The sequence below is a fragment of the Ekhidna sp. genome, from assembly GCF_965221965.1.
In the GTDB taxonomy this organism is placed as follows: domain Bacteria; phylum Bacteroidota; class Bacteroidia; order Cytophagales; family Cyclobacteriaceae; genus Ekhidna.
Map to the genome: position 1 here is coordinate 2,361,403 of NZ_OZ244926.1, position 20,914 is coordinate 2,382,316.

The 20,914-nt window shown below is 41.1% G+C and carries 18 protein-coding genes and 1 tRNA gene; 8 read left to right on the top strand and 11 right to left on the bottom strand.

Annotation, left to right across the window (positions count from 1 at the left end; translation table 11 throughout):
* Position 1: 1 nt before the first annotated feature.
* The 3 genes from ACOQON_RS11250 to ACOQON_RS11260 all read right to left on the bottom strand — a co-directional run bounded on the left by ACOQON_RS11250 (position 2) and on the right by ACOQON_RS11260 (position 4,344).
* Positions 2–799 carry an anti-sigma factor family protein gene (locus tag ACOQON_RS11250; RefSeq protein WP_420575511.1) on the bottom strand — a complete coding sequence of 266 codons (798 nt, stop codon included), beginning with the start codon at positions 797–799 and terminating at the stop codon, positions 2–4.
* A complete protein-coding gene (locus ACOQON_RS11255) occupies positions 789–1,421 on the bottom strand; it encodes an RNA polymerase sigma factor (protein ID WP_420575512.1) in 633 nt (210 codons plus the stop codon). Before ACOQON_RS11255 ends, ACOQON_RS11250 begins: the two co-directional genes overlap by 11 nt.
* 145 nt (positions 1,422–1,566) lie before the next feature.
* Positions 1,567–4,344 (bottom strand): S8 family peptidase, encoded by a 2,778-nt coding sequence (locus tag ACOQON_RS11260; protein ID WP_420575513.1) that lies wholly within the window; start codon positions 4,342–4,344, stop codon positions 1,567–1,569.
* Positions 4,345–4,594: 250 nt separating this feature from the next.
* On the opposite strand from ACOQON_RS11260, the gene ACOQON_RS11265 reads away from it, so the two are divergent.
* Positions 4,595–5,434, top strand: coding sequence for a M57 family metalloprotease (locus ACOQON_RS11265; protein WP_420575514.1), 840 nt, complete (start codon positions 4,595–4,597; stop codon positions 5,432–5,434).
* 47 nt (positions 5,435–5,481) lie between these two features.
* On the opposite strand, the gene ACOQON_RS11270 is transcribed toward ACOQON_RS11265, so the two are convergent.
* Complete coding sequence (locus ACOQON_RS11270; protein ID WP_420575515.1) at positions 5,482–5,952, bottom strand: hypothetical protein; 471 nt, start codon at positions 5,950–5,952, stop codon at positions 5,482–5,484.
* A 16-nt stretch (positions 5,953–5,968) separates the two neighbouring features.
* Positions 5,969–6,385, bottom strand: a complete 417-nt coding sequence (locus ACOQON_RS11275; RefSeq protein ID WP_420575516.1) for a hypothetical protein — start codon at positions 6,383–6,385, stop codon at positions 5,969–5,971.
* 230 nt (positions 6,386–6,615) lie between these two features.
* Between ACOQON_RS11275 and ACOQON_RS11280 the strand changes: the two genes are divergently transcribed.
* From ACOQON_RS11280 to ACOQON_RS11295, 4 genes are all read left to right on the top strand, one after another.
* Positions 6,616–6,774, top strand: a complete 159-nt coding sequence (locus ACOQON_RS11280) for a DUF1328 domain-containing protein (RefSeq protein WP_420575517.1) — start codon at positions 6,616–6,618, stop codon at positions 6,772–6,774.
* Positions 6,775–6,930: 156 nt separating this feature from the next.
* Positions 6,931–9,555, top strand: a complete 2,625-nt coding sequence (locus tag ACOQON_RS11285) for an ABC transporter permease (RefSeq protein WP_420575518.1) — start codon at positions 6,931–6,933, stop codon at positions 9,553–9,555.
* Positions 9,556–9,569: 14 nt separating this feature from the next.
* Positions 9,570–9,902, top strand: coding sequence for a PadR family transcriptional regulator (locus tag ACOQON_RS11290; RefSeq protein WP_420575519.1), 333 nt, complete (start codon positions 9,570–9,572; stop codon positions 9,900–9,902).
* Positions 9,899–10,285, top strand: a complete 387-nt coding sequence (locus tag ACOQON_RS11295) for a hypothetical protein (protein ID WP_420575520.1) — start codon at positions 9,899–9,901, stop codon at positions 10,283–10,285. Before ACOQON_RS11290 ends, ACOQON_RS11295 begins: the two co-directional genes overlap by 4 nt.
* On the opposite strand, the gene ppk1 is transcribed toward ACOQON_RS11295, so the two are convergent.
* Both ppk1 and mdh read right to left on the bottom strand, forming a co-directional pair.
* Complete coding sequence (gene ppk1, locus ACOQON_RS11300) at positions 10,282–12,381, bottom strand: polyphosphate kinase 1 (RefSeq protein ID WP_420575521.1); 2,100 nt, start codon at positions 12,379–12,381, stop codon at positions 10,282–10,284. The genes ACOQON_RS11295 and ppk1 overlap by 4 nt on opposite strands.
* 76 nt (positions 12,382–12,457) lie before the next feature.
* Positions 12,458–13,396, bottom strand: a complete 939-nt coding sequence (mdh, locus tag ACOQON_RS11305; RefSeq protein WP_420575522.1) for a malate dehydrogenase — start codon at positions 13,394–13,396, stop codon at positions 12,458–12,460.
* Between the two features lie 161 nt (positions 13,397–13,557).
* Between mdh and ACOQON_RS11310 the strand changes: the two genes are divergently transcribed.
* Entirely contained in the window at positions 13,558–14,238 is a 681-nt protein-coding gene (locus tag ACOQON_RS11310) for an aspartate/glutamate racemase family protein (protein ID WP_420575523.1), read from the top strand.
* Positions 14,239–14,251: 13 nt separating this feature from the next.
* On the opposite strand, the gene murB is transcribed toward ACOQON_RS11310, so the two are convergent.
* From murB to ACOQON_RS11325, 3 genes are all read right to left on the bottom strand, one after another.
* Positions 14,252–15,268 (bottom strand): UDP-N-acetylmuramate dehydrogenase, encoded by a 1,017-nt coding sequence (gene murB, locus ACOQON_RS11315; protein WP_420575524.1) that lies wholly within the window; start codon positions 15,266–15,268, stop codon positions 14,252–14,254.
* Positions 15,269–15,309: 41 nt separating this feature from the next.
* Positions 15,310–16,152: an alpha/beta fold hydrolase gene (locus ACOQON_RS11320; RefSeq protein ID WP_420575525.1), complete on the bottom strand. Its 843-nt coding sequence runs from the start codon at positions 16,150–16,152 to the stop codon at positions 15,310–15,312.
* A gap of 87 nt (positions 16,153–16,239) precedes the next feature.
* Complete coding sequence (locus ACOQON_RS11325; protein ID WP_420575526.1) at positions 16,240–17,934, bottom strand: amidohydrolase; 1,695 nt, start codon at positions 17,932–17,934, stop codon at positions 16,240–16,242.
* A gap of 193 nt (positions 17,935–18,127) precedes the next feature.
* Between ACOQON_RS11325 and rpsA the strand changes: the two genes are divergently transcribed.
* Both rpsA and ACOQON_RS11335 read left to right on the top strand, forming a co-directional pair.
* On the top strand, positions 18,128–20,302 hold the full coding sequence (rpsA, locus tag ACOQON_RS11330; RefSeq protein ID WP_420575527.1) for a 30S ribosomal protein S1: 2,175 nt from the start codon (positions 18,128–18,130) through the stop codon (positions 20,300–20,302).
* A 69-nt stretch (positions 20,303–20,371) separates the two neighbouring features.
* Positions 20,372–20,442 (top strand) — tRNA-Cys (locus tag ACOQON_RS11335).
* Between the two features lie 212 nt (positions 20,443–20,654).
* Here the strand turns inward: ACOQON_RS11335 and ACOQON_RS11340 are convergent.
* The gene (locus tag ACOQON_RS11340; RefSeq protein ID WP_420575528.1) at positions 20,655–20,903 is read right to left on the bottom strand and encodes a hypothetical protein; all 249 of its coding nucleotides are present in this window, start codon (positions 20,901–20,903) and stop codon (positions 20,655–20,657) included.
* Positions 20,904–20,914 lie beyond the last annotated feature (11 nt).

Genomic DNA, 20,914 nt, shown 5'->3' on the forward strand with positions numbered 1-20,914 from the left:
TTTAGTATTGATTATTATTTTGAGTTTCATCTGTTGAAAGTAAACTGGTCAAAATTTGACCGGTTTGCCTATTGAATCTTTCCGTATCCTCAGAAATATTTTGAATGCGAGATTGTATGAGCTCCATATCATCCTGTCTTTGTAAGTCGAGAAAGATTGCAAAATCTTGTAAGACCTGATCGGTATACCTACGCTGCTCAAGCTCTGACTCTTCCAGCAGTCCAGCCATGGTTTCGGCATTATATTGTCGTAAACGCTGAATGTAATTATTTAAAAGCTGTTGATCGAGTTCAATAGGTGCCTGTTGATTGGCCTGAGTGATCAGGTCACTTTTAGCCTCTGCCAGTTTTTGATTTACCAGCTTATTGTTCTCGTTCAAAGCAAGTGATATCATTTCCTTCACCTGATCTTTTGTAAAAATTTCTTCCGGCACACTCTCTTGTTCACCAAAAGCTATCTTCACATGTCCTTCCTCAGAAGAGACCTTGAATGAGGTGAGATATCCAACAACCATCAACAATGCTATGCTGGCAGCTATACCAAGTGGATATCGCCACCAATTCCCATTGCTGTTTGTATCCATAATTACTTTCGATGGGTTATTAAAAGAGAATACCGGGGTTTCTACCTCACGATCTTTTGCATGTCCCATAATTCCAAGAACCTCCTTCATGCCGTTCAATTCCATACGAGCTTCATTATGCTCTGACAGGTATTGCTCTACACGATCCTTTTCCTCCTCCGACAGCTCACCATACAGGTAAGCAATAAGTGTCGATTCTTCTGGTTTATAACTCATAGCTCAATGTTTCTTTCGTTATATTTTTTTCTTCAAGTTTGGCTTTAAGCAGTTTCAATCCTCTGTAAAGCCATGTTTTAACCGTATTCTCTGAGGTACTCATAACCTCAGCTATTTCCCTAAATTTCATTCCCTCGTATTCCTTCATAATGATGACTGTACGTTGATCTTTAGGGAGCTCCTGAAGGCAGCCGAATAAAATATTTTCCAATTCAATTTGCCTTAAGGACATTTCAGGGTTAAAAAGTATTCCCATTGCCTCTCCTTCCTCAGCGATAACTGTTTCTCCCTCTTCATTTTTAGTCATTGTAAAAGGAACCGTTTTAGCCTTCGCTCTTTTCCTGCCCTCTTCATGACAGAAATTGGTAGCAATTCGATATATCCAGGACTTAAATGCCTTGACCTCTTTCAGCTTAGGCAAGCTCCTGAATACAGCTATAAACGTTTGCTGTGTGATCTCCGAGGCTATCTCATCATGTGAGCATTGCTTTAAGCTGTAATTGTAAATACGCTTGTACCACAAGCTTACCAATTGATTGAATGCCTGTTCATCACCCGCCTGAGCATTTTCAATCAGGGTATCCACTGACATCATCGTCTCATTCACCTGATTGACTTGCATAACCCCGGATTATTAGTTTAAATATTCCCATCATGTTTGGTTCGGTTTCCTCAATGATGATGCTCAGCTAAAAATAGTTTTAATAGACAGAAAAAATTATAAATAAATTCATAACCATCTGTCTATCAGATCATAATGTAGCCATTCAGCGAACAAGTAACCGACCTACATATACTTCTCCATCGGCATAAAGTCTGTAGAAATATATACCGGGTTGAAGACCGACAGTAGGAATATTGTCCAGATTACCTAAAACTTCCTGCTTATGTATCAATGCACCTCTATCATCAACAAGTTCGAAGAGTGGACTGGAATCTTCGAAATCTCTTGTAATGATGCGAAGGTTATTTCCGGCAATGACTGGATTAGGAAAGACGCGAAGTGGAACATCCGAAAGATAAAAAGTAGAACCCGCTGAGAGCACCAATGTCTCACCGTTAGAAAATCGTATGGTAGCTCTGTGCTGATTGTATCCCTGATTGGGTGATGCGTCTAAAAAACTGATCACCTCCTTATCCGGATTATTAATGGTTTCAATGACGACATAATCATCCAGTTCATTGCGTTCAAAGACGATCTCCTCCATTCCATAGGTTGTTCCCAATCTTAAATCCAGATATATCCCTGTATCCAAAGCAACCGTTTGGAAAAATGAAAAGACATAACAGTTTACCCCTTGTAACGAATAATTGAAAGTAGGTGCAGGTAAGAGTTTACTGCCACTGGGAAGATTTGGTTGAATAGAAAATTGTCTATTTGGAAAAACACTAGTATCAGGTATTACCAAAAAAGTATCTGCTACTGTTGCATAAGCCTCCAACTCCTCCATTCCCAAATTGTAAACTGTATAGTCAGCCGCATTTGGGGATGGGTTCCAGCGTAACATCAACGAATCAGCACAATTAAAACCCACCGAGGCTGACAAAGGCTCAGAAACTGTAAAAAAATCAGTTTCGAATGCTTCAGCACCAATTGTCATCCTGGCCTTTACCGAATTATTGATAGTCGGAGGGTTATTCCAGCGCCACCTTCCTAATGTAAGATCAACATCTGGGTCTAATACGGTCCAATTGATATCATCTTCCGTATAAGATAGCTCTCCTGTTCCTGATTTGGTGGTAGTCCATCTGAAATAGGATCCGGTTTCTCCATTGTAGGGCATGTTATCACTGCCAGTTGGGTAGTCCCACTCGAAAGTGTCCTCTATGTCGTACTGCCAGGCGATGTAAAATACTTGAGAACCAGAAACTGTGGCTCCCTCCACTTCGATTGTATAAGTAGTAGATGGATTGGGTATAGTTACCTGCTCTACATTATTCAAATTATCCACTCCCCTGGTAGCAGGTTTTTGCAAATCAGTTGGATTAGGACTTGCATCCAGCACCCACGGTAATGTAACTATTGATCCACCATCCTCAAGTCTCAAATCCAAATCATTGATCAAAGCGGTAAAGTCATCAACATTGGCAGCCTGATCGGTCCACACCAGAGTCACTTTTAAATTGACAGCATCCGGGGGAATATTCAATACGAAAGATTCGACATTTCCATTGATGACAGTTCCTTGAAAGTATTGGTTATTTTGAAGTGCTTCTAAGCTTTTCCAGGCATTCAAGCTTCCATACCCGGTTATAAAATCCAGTCCTTCCGGACCTACATCCTCTGCACTGTTAATCAATAGAGCTTTTGTAAGTGCGGATGGCATATCTGAACCCGCATTGTCTTCACGATATTGTTGCTGCAAAAGGGTCGCAACCCCGGAAACAAGTGCTGCAGAATTTGAGCTGCCTACCACACTATATGCGACTACTTCAGGCTTTATCCTACCATCATAGGCTGGCCCTCGCGAAACAAAAGCAGGCACATTCCCTACGGTATCTACAGAACCTACCACCAATGAATTCTTGGACATTTTTATATTTCCTGTGAGGTTGGCGAATCCCTCCAACCCATCATAATTTCCTCCATTAGGAACCCCTGTTCCCTGATTTCCGCTGGAAAACACATGCAACAATGAAGGATTATTCACAGTGCTTAGGTCAAATGCTCTTGCCTCGACACCATAATGGCTACTATCATCAGAGACTCCATATGAATGATTTTGTGTTAAAATACCTAAGGTTGTGTATGAATCATCAGGGTCAGGCATAACATCAGAAAAGTCTGAAGAACTGATTTGCACACTCCGTGCAACCCCTTTTCCTGTAATAAAAGAATTTCCCTTACCCGCAACAATTGTAGCCATCTCGGTGGCATGATTATCTGTTATTTCACTTTCTAAACCAGAAGCTATACTTCTGTTAAGTAGATCAATATCTTCAGTATTGTATCGATTTTCCTGTATAGAGACAGTTTCTGTAGACCCATTAAGAGCCGGGAAAAAATGATGAATTTTATTTACCCTGTTAGGGTTAAGATTTAGGTCAATGACTCTACCTTCTGTCTTAGGAATAGAAATTCTATTTGTGATATGAATCACATTCGGATCAGACAATAACTGACTCTTTATTTTTTCTACGTCTCCTTGGATTAAGTAAGTATGACTGGATTGATACGCACGTACCACATTGAAAGAACTTAGCAAATCGAGATTGAAACCTGAGTTAGTAACAATGTAGTAGTTGTCTCCACTATTGTTATCAGATACATTCAGTTTCCACGAATGGTCTACTTCCCATAATTTATCATATGAATCTGCTGATCCCAGAATAATGTGATGCTCATTATCAAAAGACCTTAGAATACTGATTGACCGATTTCTAATCAACTCAGATTTTGATGCTTCCACCATGAAAACTCCTGTTTCACCACGTCCTTTTTGGCCGGAGGTCTCCTTTATAAATGTTCGCCACCGGCTCGGATTTTGTGAGTAAGCTCCATAAATCGAAACAATCAGTAATACACCTAGAACTATCCCTCTCATAGATTTGCCAAATTAGACAAAACACAAGATATCATCGATGAAAAAATATTATTCGTCGATAAATGTACATTTTCAATATTCACAATGGCAATAATGCATAGCAATGATATAAAAATTGGATATTTCTCATATAAACCAGAATTATATTTTGTTTATCAACTGATAATGTTGATAAAAAAACAGAATATTGCTTTCAATTATTAAAACAGAATTTTTTATATTGGCAGTAAATGTTTAACCTAATATTATTATGAGAAGATTAAATTATGCGCTATGGAGCGTGCTAGTAATGTTTCTAGCATTCGGTTTTTCCTCGTGTTCTACTGAGGATGAGCCACAAGTTGACGAGATTTCTGATGAAGTCTTAGCTCAATTTTCTGACCTTGGATTCGATGTGAGTGACATCCAAATGGTCAATCATTTTAACCCTTTAACAGGATTATCAAGTAAGCAATATCAGCTGGAGGGCGATATCTTGGTTCCTGAGCAACAAATGAGAGAGATGTTAGACAGTGACATTTTTCACATTGGGGCTATGGGTGAGCAGTACAGAACCAACAACCTAGTAAGCAACAATCAGACAATCCGAGTAATTGGGTATACCGGAGGGTCTAATGCACTAGACAATACAATGCGTACTGCATTATCATGGGCCATTGATAACTACAATGCGCTCAATATCGGACTTAATTTCACGCTAACGTATGGCACAAACTACGGATCTTACGATATCGTAGTATATCGAGTTAGTGGTGGAGGTGGAGGATCTGCCGGATTCCCATCAGGAGGAGATCCTTACAAGTTCGTTCAAATTCAGTCCGGAACCAGCAGCTATGGTACTAACACTACTGAACACGTAATTGGTCACGAAATCGGCCACTGTCTGGGTCTTCGTCATACCGATTACTTCAACCGTTCCCTTTCATGTGGATCCGGAGGAAATGAAGGTTCAGGAGGTGTGGGAGCTGTTCACATTCCGGGAACACCTACTGGTTTCGATGCTAACTCACTGATGCTTAGCTGCTTTAGCGCTAATGAAGATGGTGAATTTGGCTACTATGATCGTGTAGCACTTGAATACCTTTATTAATTGCAAATAATTGCCCTCACCAAGAAGCCGGCGCTAGCCGGCTTTTTTTATTCAATTTTTTTAATAGTCTGTGAGGTTCCATTAAAATTAAATATATCTCCAGCCCTCATACCCTTCATCGCTTTTGCAATGGGCGCTTCATTTGAAATAGCGAAAATTTGTTGATCATTCACGTCAATCTGACCAATTGCAGAACTTATAAAGAAGGTAGACTTATCGGTAAAAACAATACATCCATGCTTAACCTCATCATGCGATTTATCAGGATCAATTGATTCAAGGGTTGTCAATTGATCTGTATATATATCCAATTGCTTACCGAGCCGGTTTCTTTCCTGCATCATCATTTCACGCCCAGTCTCATACTTATCACCCATGCTGCTTTTGGTTTCAGCAATAGCTGACTCTCTGACGGCTTCTAATTCTTCTTTCAAACCTTCAATTTTTTGCTCCAGGTATGCTCTGCAAGTAGTATGTACTTCGGATTTAGTAATGTGTACTGCCATATCAACAAACATAACCGCTATCTGGCGATTATGATTCCGAAAACAATTTCTCAAGGTCAGCTTTTAACTCTTTATATTCATTCTCAATATCTTCCAGAGCCTTATTGGTCTTGGCTTTTACTTTTTCCCAGTTTTCTTCAGTTGCATTTTTGGTTTCTTCAATGGAATCTTCCAAATTCTTCTTCTTCTCCTCCAGATCAGCCTTGGCCTCTTCAAGCGTACGCTCTACAGGACCCTCATTGATATTTAGTTTATCTTCAATGTCCTCAATCGCATCATTGATACTGGATTTCATATTTTCTAAATCTTCCACTACCTCCTCCTTTTGCTTTTCAAATTCACTTTTTTCCTTTTCTTCTGCCCCTCCACAGGCCATAATGAATACAAGCGTAAGAATAGGAATTGATTTAATTGTAAGTTTCAAATAGCTGTTTATAGATCTCATGGTTATAATAATTAATGAACGTTTTGAAATCTATTGATCCGAAAGTATACCAATCTTAAAAACATGCCCTTCAAACAAATAAAGCAGGTTAAATAAGTTATTATGCTCTCATTTTGAGAAATAGCAAGTCAATAAGAGAATATCGACCTAATCAAAACCGTCATGAGTATAATAATACCTGTTGGTATGACTTTTCTAACTAATGAGATAGTTAAACAAAACAGATTAATATGCTTACCTGGACATTAGTATTTTTAATTGTGGCTATAGTAGCCGGATTATTTGGATTCTCTAAAATTTCAAGAGGTGCGGCAGGAATTGCCAGATTCCTTTTTTTCATATTCATCATTCTCCTGATCATTTCTCTGGTCACAGACATATTTGCCTAATGCAAACGGGGTAATTCACATTTTGAGTTAATTTGTTATCAATTTCTACAAAAACGAAACATATTAAACCAATCTCCGTTTCTCCTTCCTTACATTCAATTTCTACATATACGAAAGATTTAGTAACCTTGCCAGAGATAGTGAGTTAAACGGATTATGAGCAATCATGAAATTAAACCTCCGGGGTGGATACAACGACTGGTGGAGAAATACTGTGAGCCATATTTGTTTGAAGGTATTTCAGGCGATCTGGAAGAGCTGTTTTTTGAAAATGTAGAATTGAAAGGTCCTGCCAAAGCCAAGGTCATTTATTTATTTCAGGCGCTCGGCTTTTTCAGGATGCGATTTAAGAAACGTTCAAAAAAAGCATCAAACATGAAAGCAATCTGGCACAACTATCTCCTGACTTCCTTTCGATCTCTTAAGAGGCACAAAGCATTCCTATTCATTAACCTGTTGGGGCTAATTACAGCAATTATCTGTGGACTCTATGCTTTGATTTTTATCAATGACGAACTACAGTTTGATAAGCACCTGGAAGATACGGAATCGACTTACAGGCTTTACAAACGCCATATTAATGTACCAGAGGGGGTAGATCATCTTACCTATGAAACCTCCGGCATGATGGGGCCGACCATGCGGGAAGAATATCCGGAAATCATCGATTTTGTAAGGGTATTGCCGTGGTGGGACGAGGAGATATTGAGTTATGAGAAATCTAATATTGCCACTCCATATTTATACTTTGCTGACTCCAACTTCTTTGATTTTTTCAATGTTGAGATTATTCAGGGCAATGCTAAAAACATCCTTAATGCTCCTTCTTCTGTAGCACTCAGTGAAGAACTTGCAAAATCAATTTTTGGTAAGGAAGATCCGATTGGGAAAACGATTGTTGGTATCAATGATTTAGATTTTACCATTACAGGAATTTTTAAAGCTCCTCCCAGGCAGTCATCTCTACAATACCATGCTGTGATATCCTGGAGTACGACCGTTCCTGATGTTGGCCCACTTAACTACAGGTGGATGAATAACTGGCTGGCACAAGGGATTTCTACGTTTGTAAAACTTGCGCCTGAAGCAGATCCTGAAGTGGTGGTGAACAAGCTGCCTGCAATGATGGAGCGCCACTTTGCAGAACGAGCAGATCATTACTTCCTCAAGCTCATGCCACTAAATGAAATGTACCTGACCAGCAAAGAAATAATGCCGGCAGGATCATCAAAAACAAAAAGAGGTAGTTACACATTTGACTTGACACTCGGCCTATCCGCCCTCCTCATTTTCGTTATTGCCAGCTTCAACTATGTGAACATGATGCTTTCACGAGCCACACAGACACAAACCGAAGTAGGAATCAGAAAGGTGATGGGCTCTACCAAATCACAACTGATCGGGCGCTTTATCACTGAAACTTTTCTCACCACCACTTTTGCCTGCATCGTCAGTGTAATAATACTCCTATTGCTGCTGCCTTATTTAAACACGCTGACTGGTAAAGAGCTGTTTTCTAATGTGGTGATACAGCCCCTTGTATTGTTAAGTCTTTTGGGGTTTGTTATTGGGACAAGTTTAGTTGTAGGTCTGTATCCGGCAATTGTACTTTCGGCTCCTCCCGTATCATCCATACTCCAAAAATCCGCTAAGCTAGGTTCGATCGGATGGTTCCGAAAATCATTGCTCACCATTCAATATGTGATATCTGTCTTTTTATTGATCTGTACAATCATCATTATACAACAGAATAAGTATTTGAAAGATCGTCCGCTAGGCTTCAATAAAGATCGTGTGCTTGTAGTGGAGCTGGATAACGAGATGCTGGAAAAAGGTGATGTATTTGAAGAGGAGCTTCGCAAACATCCAAACATACTTCAGGTCTCTACCGCCCGGTCGGCCATTGGAGCAGGGAGCTACTCCACCACCGTCATCCCCGAGGGATATACTGATGAATTAGGAACCAGAATCTACGAGGTAGATCAGGAGTTTTTTGAAACCTATGAGATAGAAACCAAGTATGGAAGAACCTTCCTTAAGGGTTCCACAGCTGATTCAATGAATATTGTTGTGAATGAGGTAATGATCAACTTTATGGGGTGGGAAGACCCCATCGGAAAGCATATTCGCATGTCCCCCGACAGTCAACCACTGCCCATTATTGGAGTAGTAAATGACTTTCACATTTTTTCCCTGGCTACCAGCAAAGTGGAACCCATGATACTCTTCCTAAACCCAACGAGGCATGAAAATACTTCCATAAAAATCGGGAGCGGAGATGTGCTGAGCACCATTGACCACATTCAAAACAGCTGGGATAAACTGGCAGATCGTACGCCTATAAACTTTTATTTTCTTGATTCGTGGTACGATGGGCTGTATCGAAAAGAAACAAAGCTTCTCAAAATAGCTACCATGTATTCCATTATCAGCATTGTGCTCTGCAGTTTAGGATTATTTGGATTGACCGCCCTTGCGCTTCAGCAAAAAGAGAAAGAGTTAAGTATCAGAAAAGTGCTTGGAGCCTCCATTTCCTCATTGATTAAGTTGGTTAATAAGCAATTTATTGGAGTCATTGTTATCAGCTTCATAGTGGCCGTTCCGGTAGCATATTACCTAATTACTAACTGGCTGGATCAATTTGCATATCGGATTTCTCTCAATGCGTTTGCGTTTATCATAGCCGGAGGAGTAACAATTGTAGTAAGCACGCTGATCATTAGTGGACTGTCGATACGAACAGCCAATACAAATCCATCTGAAACCTTAAGCAATGAATAAAAAAATACGACAATATGAAGGGAACAAACCTTGGTGAACTGGAAGAATTGATCATGCTAACGGTGGCTGTCCTCTATGATGAAGCCTACGGTGTAGCCATTCAAAAAGAAATAAAGAAGCGGTGCAATCGCTCCATAACCATCAGTACGGTTCATGCTGCGCTGGCACGGCTCCAATCAAAGGGGTATGTCGACTCCAGATATGATGGTGCAACTCCTGAACGTGGTGGAAGAAGAAAACACCTGTTCCAGGTAACAAAATCCGGACAAAAAGTGTTGGAGCAGGTGAAAGAGCAACGAAACGCAATCTGGAATGAAATCCCTTCCATTGCATTTAACGCCAAATGATCTTCGATACCTCCTATTCCGACAAAGAAACAACCCGAAAAATCAACCTTTCCGTTGGTCCTCCATTCTCATGGAAACAACGGTGGAAGATGGGTGGAATCGGATCAAGAAGAATGACCGTGAGTGCAATAAGTGAAGACCTCAAACCCTACATGAATGCAGATCATTACGTCTCTACGGCAAGCATTGAATTGCGACCCAAAGGAATTATTGTTCATTTCAGGCACAAGCTTCAGGTATATTCCTGGATAATGCCTTACAACGACTTAAAAATCGAATATGAGCATTCTCTGCGGTTCGAAAGCAAAGGCAAATACATTCGTTTTGATAGACCTTACAATGAGCGATTCATCAATCGCATGATTGATTTCTCCAAATTCTAGTCGAAAAGTCTGGCCTTCATAATCACTTCCCGCTTAACCTTATAAAACTCCTGATGAATATCAAAAGGTGGCGCACCATTCGGCGACAAATGGACATAGGAGCCGTCCTCCTTCATCTCATATGTATTTACATTGTCTTTCAGATTATAAGCCAAAATATTAATGGCTTGCTGCTTCAGCAACGTATCCCGAATGATAAAAAGTGATTCCAACCTTCTATCAAAAGAACGAACCATCATATCTGCACTCCCACAGTAAACTTTTGGATCACCTTCGTTATGGAAATAAAAGATACGTGAGTGTTCCAGATATTCACCAACAATCGAACGAACCGTGATATTCTCACTAAGCCCCTGCCTTCCAGGTCGTAAACAGCAGATGCCTCGAACAATTAGTTTAATAGGCACTCCAGCTTTAGAGGCCTCATATAATGCCAAAATAGCATCTTTGTCCTGCAGCGAGTTGAGTTTAATCACAACTCCGCTAGTCTTACCCGCCAGAGCATTTTCACGCTCCCTGTTAATCAATGCTATCAATTCGCGTCGCATCTGAGTAGGTGCTGTGATAAGATTATCATAATCTTCGGGCATTGAATGTCCGGTGATCACATTGAAAAACTCCTGTACATCATTAGCGTATGACTCATCTGATGTAAGTAAACTCATATCTGTGTAGAGCTTTGCGGTAGCTTCATTGTAGTTTCCGCTACTCATATGCACAAAGCGATTTACCTTCTCTTTTTCCTTTCGTACAATCAAAAGCAACTTCGTATGGGTTTTCAAAGACCCAACTCCATAAATGACAAAGCAACCTGCCTTTTGAAGCTTCTGTGCCTGCTTCATGTTGTTCTCTTCATCAAAGCGAGCTTTAACTTCAAAGAGGACGGATACGTGCTTTCCATTTTCAGCAGCTCTCAATAATGCCTCTACGATTCGACTATTCTTGGCTAATCGATAAATGGTCAACTTGATAGAAAGTACGTATGGATCATCTGCTGCCTGCTCCAGCAAATCCAATAATGGCTCGATGGTATTATACGGATGATGTAGCAAGATATCTCGATCCCGCAGGATTTTAAACATATCCTGATGCTCAACATCTGTCATGCTGACCGGCGGAACGGGTTTCGGTCGAACCGGCAAAAAAGACCGAAATTCTTCGTGGTTCACAATCTGCCAAAGACAAGTAAAATCAATCAGGGATCCTTCCGGAGTAATTTTAATGTTTTCATTTCCAATCTCATATCGCTTCTTCAGTTGCTTGATCAACCAGGGATCTCCACCCTCTTCTACCTCCATCCTCACAACTCTTCCAGTCTTCCGGGTGCGGAGCTTCTTTTTCATCTCTTCCAGGAAGTTTGCCTCTATATCCTCAGACTCTTCCAGGGTAAAATCCCCATTCCTTGTTACCCGGAAAAGTGAGCTGGAAATAATATCTACACTTTTAAATACGCGATCAAAGTGCTGTTGAACAATACGCTCAATTGGGACGAAGATTACTTTCTCTTTCTCAGTGATCTCAAAAAACCGTGGCAGATTTTGAGGCAACTGAATGAACGACATTTTTTTCTTTTCTTTCGAACGTAATGCTTTGGTGACTACCCCAAAAATCAAGATGTTATTCATCAGTATCGGAAAAGAATGATACGGATCAAAAACCATGGGAGTAAGCATTGGGAAGATAGTCTTCTCGAAGTATTTACTGGCCGTTTTCTTTTGCTTATCCGTTAACTCTTCAAAGCCCTTTATTTCGAAATTATGTTTCTTAAAAGAAGGCTTTAAATCCAGAAATAACTGGTTTTGTTGCTTTCCAAATTCTTTAAGTCCGGCGAGAAGTTCATTTTTAAACGGTATTGCGTGCAGACCTGAATAGTCTATACGGCTATTGCCATAATCCAGGTAATTATACAAACTCCCTACCCTGATCATATTAAACTCATCACCGTTACTGGAAGTGATGGCAAGAAATTTCAGTTTTTCGAAAAGATTTCGCTTCTCTTTTCTTGCCTGATCCAATACGCGATGGTTGAACTGGAGCCAGCTTAAATCGCGACTAATGAGATCGCTTTTGCTTATGAGGTCCTGGGTATTCTGCATACATTGGGGTGTCAAACAAAAATAAGCCTGCCCCACCAGATGTGAAACAGGCTTATATTATCATTTTTAATATTTATCAGATAATATTCATCTCAGAGAGTACGTCATTGGTTTTGCTCACCGCCGCTGCACTTTCTTCTAGTTTTGACTTTTCAGTATCATCAAGCTCTATTTCCACTATTTGCTCTACTCCATTTCTACCGATGATGGCCGGTACTCCGATTGAAATATCATTAAGCCCGTACTCACCTTCCAACATACATGAGCATGGAAACATTTTCTTTGTATCACACGCAATCGCCTGAACCATAGCTGAAACTGCTGCTCCTGGGGCGTACCATGCAGAAGTACCTAAAAGTTTAGTAAGTGTCGCACCTCCAACCTTGGTTTCTTCTAACACATAGTTTAGCTTATCTTCACTCAAGAACTTAGAAACAGGTACACTATTTCTGGTAGCCAATCTGGTCAATGGGATCATGCCCGTATCGCTATGTCCACCGATTACCATACCATCCACATCAGATGCCGGACAATCCAATGCCTCTGAAAGTCTGTATTTGAATCTGGCAGAATCCAACGCCCCACCCATTCCGATGATTCGATGCTTAGGAAGACCTAGAGCTTTATGCGCCAGGTACGTCATGGTATCCATTGGATTCGATACCACAATGATGATAACATCCGGAGAATGTTTGATAAGGTTTTCCGCAACTGATTTTACAATTCCTGCATTTGTCGAGATCAACTCTTCACGAGTCATTCCAGGCTTTCTTGGAATACCGGAAGTAATAACTGCAACATCACTTCCAGCCGTCTTCGAGTAGTCGTTAGTTGTTCCTGTGATTTTTGTATCAAAACCATTAAGTGATGCTGTCTGCATCAGGTCCATGGCTTTACCTTCAGCAAAGCCTTCTTTGATATCAATAAGAACAACTTCTGCTGCAAAATCTTTGATTGCGATGTATTCAGCGCAACTTGCGCCTACGGCTCCAGCGCCTACTACAGTTACCTTCATGATCTATTTTATTTATATGAATTGAGATTAATTTTTCAAGCGCAAAAGTAGTGATTTAGAGGGAGAAAAATGAGATTGAAATGATCAAATCGCGCATCACCACGGGTCGGTACTAAAAGGCAAAATGCTTAGATTTAAGCTAAACAGAAACAATCGGACAAATGAAAAAACTCGGATTAATCGGTGGGACATCCTGGTTTTCAACAGTCGAATATTATCAGGGGATCAATTCAGTGTACAGTGATAGAATGGGAAAACAGACCAACCCGGAGCTCATACTATACAGCATCAATATTGAAGTGATGAGACGGCATGATGAGGACGAAATTCGCGCTAAATACCTGGAAGTATCAAAGAAGCTGGAGCAAGCAGGAGCAGATGGAATTATGATCTGTGCCAATACTCCACACCTGGTTTATGATTTTGTTCAACCAAAAATCAATATTCCCATTCTCCATATCGCACATGCCACCGGAAAAGAAGCTCAAGCTAAGAATCTCAAAACGCTTGGTTTGCTTGGCACACGACCAACCATGCTTGGAGACTTTATTCAAGATCAACTTGCACTAGAGTTTGGCATCAATACCCTTATTCCGGACGATGCGTACATTGAAGAAACGCACCACTACATCGCCAAAGAGCTAACTCAGGGGACCTTTTCTAAAGAGGCAAAGGGTTTTTTCATTAAGCAGACGGAACGCCTTAAAGACAAGGGTGCCGATGGAGTCATTCTGGGCTGCACCGAATTACCCATTTTATTAAAAGATGCAGACCTGGCTTTACCGCCTCTGGCTACCACGGACTTACATATTGAAATGGCAGTTGATTTTATTTTAGCTTAAATAATTTTGAGGACTATATCACATTTACTTCCCGCTCCAGCTCAATACCGAATTTTTGCTGGATAGACTTCTGAATGTGTTGTGATAGTTTAAACAAGTCCTTTCCTCGAGCCTGACCAAAATTCACTAATACAAGGGCCTGCTTATCATGCACCCCGATTTCTCCGTCTTTGTAGCCCTTCCATCCAGCATGTTCGATCAACCAACCTGCCGGTACTTTTATGTGATCCTCATCGAGGGGATATGATTTAATATCTGGAAATTGAGCTTCTAATGCTTCAAAATGAAGTTTCTCAATGATTGGATTTTTAAAAAAACTCCCGGCATTTCCAATATCCATTGGATCAGGTAACTTGGATTGGCGAATATTTATCACCGCCTGACTGACGTTTTTGAGTGTGAGTTCACCAACGCCCATCTCTTCGAGAGTGGTTTTAATCGCACCATATGAAATATTGAAGCTGGGCTTTTTTGACAGTTTGAAAAAAACCTTTGTGATGACATACTCATCTTTAAGCTCTCCTTTAAACACCGAGTATCGATAATCGAACTTACAGTCTTCCTTATAGAATGGAACCGTCTTTCCGCTTTTGATCTCATAGGCTTCCAGCGAATGAAAGACTTCTTTCAATTCCACTCCATACGCACCAATGTTTTGCATGGGAGCTGCCCCAACAGTCCCCGGTATCAAAGAAAGATTTTCTACTCCACCATAGCCTCTTTCCACGCACCACAGCACGAACTGATGCCAGTTCTCACCGGCCCCAACAGAGACCAACACATCTTCTTCGGTCTCATTTTGAACCTGAATCCCACGAATCTCATTTTTGGCAACTACACCTGTAAAGCCACGGGTAAAGAGTACATTAGAGCCCCCTCCCAGAACCATTTTCTTTTGTGACCGAAAACGCCCCGTTTGATAAATTTCATCCAGATCGTCAATTGAATCAACAATTGCCAAAAAACCTGCGTTTTCATTCAGGCCAAATGTGTTGTATGGTTTTAAAGATACGTTTTGCTGTACAATCAATGTTCAATCAATTTCACACGAAAGTAATCCATAGCCAAGTTTTAAACATATCTTTTCAACCAAAGGTGTACATCATCCCACATTTCAAAATTTTCCTTTTGGAAAAATCCAAAGTGACCGATCTTTCGCTTATTAAAGTCTGATGCATACCAATGATGATGTTCTTTCCTGGATCCCCCATACTGCTCCATGAGCCTCTCCACTGCTCTTTTAGGCGCCAGAATCTTGTCATCATCCATGCTAATAAAACGAAGCGGGATTTGAGTATCCCTGAATGCACGAATTCTGTTTTCTGAATTTTGAAGTACACCGTTCACATGTTTACCCCATTCAGCCCATTCCATTGCAGCAAATTTGGGAATGTCATATTTACCCCCATACGCCCATGAAGGCAACTTTCCTGTGAGGTTAGTTGTCGCAGGAAAAAGTAAGTTCCAGAAAACCTCAACCTTCCACCGATGTGCACTATCCCAGTAATAGGCAGATGCTGTCTGACTGGCCACAAAGTAGGCCGCCTGCACTTCCTTTTTGTTTTTTGCCAACGGAAAGATCTGACCTGCAATACTATGTCCGACAAGGGCAATCCATTGGTCAGGCTCATAAGTTTTCACCCAATTGATAACGGCTGTGAGGTCTTCACTACCCCACTTCGATACTTTTACATCCGGGTCATCCTTTCTGGATTTTGAATCACCTACTCCTCGATAGTCAAAGGTTAATACCTGAAATCCTTTCTGCAGGAGAAACTTTGCAAATGCATCATAAAACCTCCTGGAGGTTCCGAGAGCAGAAGAAACAATAACCATAGGCAACCCTTCATCCCCATAATGTGTGGCTGCTATGAGCTTCCCATCTCCACACTTGATCATAAAATCATTTTGCATATCTAGTCCATTTTCAATGGAGCAAGATTACGCGCTAAGGAAGGATTGGGTTCTTAAAGGTGAGTTGACAAATGGTGTACACGTGCTTTATTCCTGGTAGACCACCTCGCCACCAATAACCGTCATGGTTACTTTGGTATCCAAAATTTCATCTTCCGGAATGGTCATGATGTCTTTATCAAGAATGGTAAGGTCAGCCCACTTTCCAACTTCAATGCTTCCCTTTCGGTCTTCTCTAAAAGCAGCATATGCAGCATCTAATGTATAAGAGCGAAGAGCTTGTTCTCTTGTCATTTTTTCTGAAGGCTCATAGCCACCCTCTGGATTCCCTTCCAATGTCCTTCTACTCACTGAAGCATAAAAACTAGCCAATGGTGTAATGGGCTCTACTGGCGCATCCGTTCCATTTACAATTCGCGCTCCTGACTGCAACAACGTTTGCCACATGTACGCGCCCCATTCAATTCGCTGTTGCCCTAATCTGTCTATGGCCCAGGGTCTATCAGAGGCCATGTGGATCGCCTGCATGGAAGGAATCACGCCCATTTCAGCAAATCGTGGGATATCATCAGGATGAAAGTGTTGAGCATGTTCAATTCTAAATCTTGGTTCTTTCGGTGCACTCTCAGGGTAAAGCCTGAATGTCCGTTCATAAATATCCAAGACCTCTCTGTTCGCTCGATCTCCTATAGCGTGTATGCACACCTGAAACCCTGCCTTATATGCTTCAGCTGTGATCACTTCAATATCCTCCATTGGCATCACGTTGTGCCCATGCACACCAGGCGCATCAGAATATTCTTCAAGCAGCCATGCACCACGTGAGCCCAAGGCACCATCCGCGTAAAGCTTCACCGATCGAATGGTTAATTGATTGTTATAAATATCTTCTTCAATGCCGTTTTTGAAATACTCATCCAGCAAATCCTGATCTCTACCATTCAGCATTACATAGAGCCTCAGCTTCAAATCACCATGTTCGGCAAACTCTTTAAAGAGGTTAATATGATCCCAACCCGAACCTGCCTGATGAAACCCTGTAATACCATACTTAAAACACTGCTCAAGAGCCAGTTTTAATGCTTGTTGATCACTTTCTTTTGTTGCATCAGGTATCTCTTTAGTGATTAGACCTTGAGCTGTCTCATTAAAAATTCCTGTTGGTTCCCCACTTACGCTCATAAATATCTCGCCTCCATCAGGTTGTGGCGTACTCCCATCTACTCCAGCAACCTTCATAGCTTTGGCATTTGCCAGTGCAGCATGCCCGCTTGCATGCTTCAAATAGACAGGATGATTAGGAACAGCCTCACTTAATAAGTCATGAGTTGGAAACCCATTGGTCATTTCCGGCTTTTCCGTCCATTTATCCTGATGCCATCCTCTACCGGTAATCCAGGTTCCTTCTGGAGTATTCGCAGCTCTTTCAGCCACCATGCTCACAACTTCTGCATAGCTCTTTGCTTCACGTAAATCCACATTTAATAAATTGTATCCCACCCCCATTATATGGGCGTGACCTTCTGTCAATCCCGGAATTACTGTCTGTCCATTAAGATCTACAACTCGTGTCTCTTTTCCGATAAATGCATCCGCACCCTCTTTTGTGCCTACATATAGAAAAGTATCTGCTTTAATCGCCACTGCCTCCGCATTCGGATTGGCATCATCCATGGTGTAGATAGGCCCATTGAAGTAGATAGTGTCTGCTGCCAATTCAGGTTCAGGCTTTTGACAGGACAATATTGAAAACACCAGTATGAATAGATATGCGTACTTCATCAGATTGACATGGTTTAGAATTAAGCTTTAAAGTTAAGCCTATCAATGGTTTTATAAATCAAATTCCCTAAATTTGCGCTCCCTTCCAAAAGGAAGGCTCTTGACGAAAATCGTCAGAGAATGTTTAAACCAAAATGCTGGTCAGTGCTGACTCCAACTGACACAGTGTACCAAACGGGAGTCATTTTTTATTATGGCAAAAAAAGAAGAAACTGCTAAAGCGGAGGAAAAAGAAACCAAAGCAAAAGCAACTGCTGCTAAAAAAACCACAACAAAAAAGGCAGCAACCAAAAAAGCAGATGACAAAAAAGAGGAAGTAAAAGACGAAAAGAAAGCTTCCAAAACAACTGCGAAGAAAGAAACCAAAGCAAAAGCTGAGAAAAAAGAAGAAGCGAAAGCAGAAACTAAGAAAGAAGAATTGAAGGAGGAGAAAGCAGCGAAAGCTGAGGAGTCTAAGGCTGAGAAGGAAGAGGAGAAAAAAGAAGAGCCTAAAGCTGAGAAAAAAGTCGCTGAAAAGAAGACTCCTGAAATCGAACCACAAAATGATGATTTCGATTTCGACTCAGAGGGAGGCTTTGAAGATGAGTATTCTGAAGAAGATCGTAAGGCTATGGAGAAGCTTTATGAAGATACTCTCACAGAAATCACTGAAAAAGAATTAATTACCGGTACAGTAGTAGGTGTTACTGACAGAGAAGTGATCGTAAACATCGGCTTCAAGTCCGACGGCCTGGTCTCTCTATCAGAATTCAGAGATATGCCAAATCTGAAAGCAGGAGACGAAGTACAGGTTTATATAGAGGAGCAAGAGAATGCGAACGGGCAACTTGTTCTTTCTAGAAGAAAAGCGAAGATTGTTAAAGCATGGGAATCTATCCAAAGTGCGCTTGACAATGATTCTGTTATCGAAGGATTCGTAAAGAGAAGAACCAAAGGAGGTCTGATCGTAGATGTGTATGGTGTTGAAGCTTTCCTTCCTGGTTCACAAATCGATGTGAAGCCTATCAGAGACTTTGACGTATTCGTTGGAAAGTCTATGGAGGTGAAAGTTGTGAAGATCAACTACACCAACGATAACGTAGTTGTTTCACACAAAGTACTAATCGAGAAAGACCTTGAAGAGCAAAAAGCTGAAATCCTGAACAACTTGGAAAAAGGTCAGGTACTGGAAGGAGTGATCAAGAACATGACCAACTTCGGTGTATTCATCGACCTTGGTGGTGTGGACGGTCTACTTCACATTACAGACATCAGCTGGGGACGAATCAACCATCCGGAAGAAGTGCTATCACTAGACGAGAAAGTAAATGTTGTTGTGTTGGATTTCGACGACAACAAACAGCGAATCTCACTAGGTATGAAGCAGCTTACTGATCATCCATGGGATTCACTGGATAAGGATATCGACGTTGGATCTAAAGTGAAAGGTAAGATTGTGAATGTAGCTGATTATGGAGCATTCCTTGAAATCATTCCTGGAGTAGAAGGATTGATCCACGTTTCTGAAATGTCATGGTCTCAGCACTTGAGAAATCCGTCTGATTTCATCAATGTTGGAGATGAGATCGAAGCGGTTGTTTTGACAATCGATAGAGAAGAAAGAAAAATGTCTGTTGGTATCAAGCAGCTTACTGAAGATCCATGGACAAAACAAGATGTACTGACTAAGTACGCGATCGGTACAGAGCATAAAGGAACCGTACGTAACCTTACCAACTTCGGCTTGTTCATTGAACTTGAAGAAGGTATCGATGGGTTGGTTCACGTTTCAGACCTTTCATGGACGAAAAAAATCAAGCACCCATCAGAGTTTGTAAAAGTTGGTGATGAGCTTGAAGTGAAAGTAATGGAGCTTGACGTTGAGAACAGAAGACTTGCTCTTAGCCACAAGCACCTTGAGGAGAATCCATGGGATACATTCGAAACTGTATTTACCAAAGGATCAACTCATAAATGCACAATTACAAGTGTAGGCGATAAGAACGCAACAGTGGAGCTTCCTTACGGACTTGAGGGTCAGGTATTACCTAAGAACCTTAAGAAAGAAGATGGAACAAACGCTGCTGAGGGAGAAACACTTGAGTTTAAAGTGCTTGACTTCTCAAAAGATGATAAGAGAATTGTTCTTTCACACACTTCTGTATGGGACAAAGATGCCGAGCAGCCTAAAGCAGCTTCTGCTAAGAAGTCTGGTGGAGGTAAGAAAGGCAATACGCTAGATAAGATCAACAAAGAAGTTGAGAAGTCTACGCTTGGTGACCTGGATGCCCTCTCTGCATTGAAGGACAAAATGGAAGACGCTGGAAAATCGTCAGCAAAAAAGACGACTAAAGCGAAAACCAAGAAAGAGGAAGAAAAAGAAGACTAATAATCTATTTACGAGTCACCGACCAATGGTTGGTGACTCGTTTTTTATACTTTTGCAATCATATTTAATGGCGCTGTGGCCGAGTGGCTAGGCAGAGGTCTGCAAAACCTTTTACAGCGGTTCGAATCCGCTCAGCGCCTCAAGATAAGCAACCTTTAAGGGTTGCTTTTTTTATGCTTTATGCGGATGAGAACCGTAGGTTCGAAAACCGAAGGTTTCATGAGGGGGTGTGCGCATGACTTGCGCGTATGAATAATCCGCTCAGCGCCTCATAACTAAACCCTGATTTATCAGGGTTTTTTGTTTGTATTGGGTAGCGGATGAGAACCGTAGATTCGAAATCGGAATGACACTATAAAATCTTACTCTCTGAAAAGAGATCGTAACCAGCCACAAATACCACGCTCACTTTGCTCGGGTCATCCAGGTAGTTACTCATCTCCTGACGATTAGATACATAGACCGGACGGTAATCCTTTTCCATTTCATCCCACAAGACCACCAGATAGTCATACCTGATTGGACTCTCTCTGCCCTCAGTGAGCCATGTATCAAATCGATCTTCATCAAGAGAAATGGGAAAATTCAGGTTTTCAAACATGCTGCCTTCTA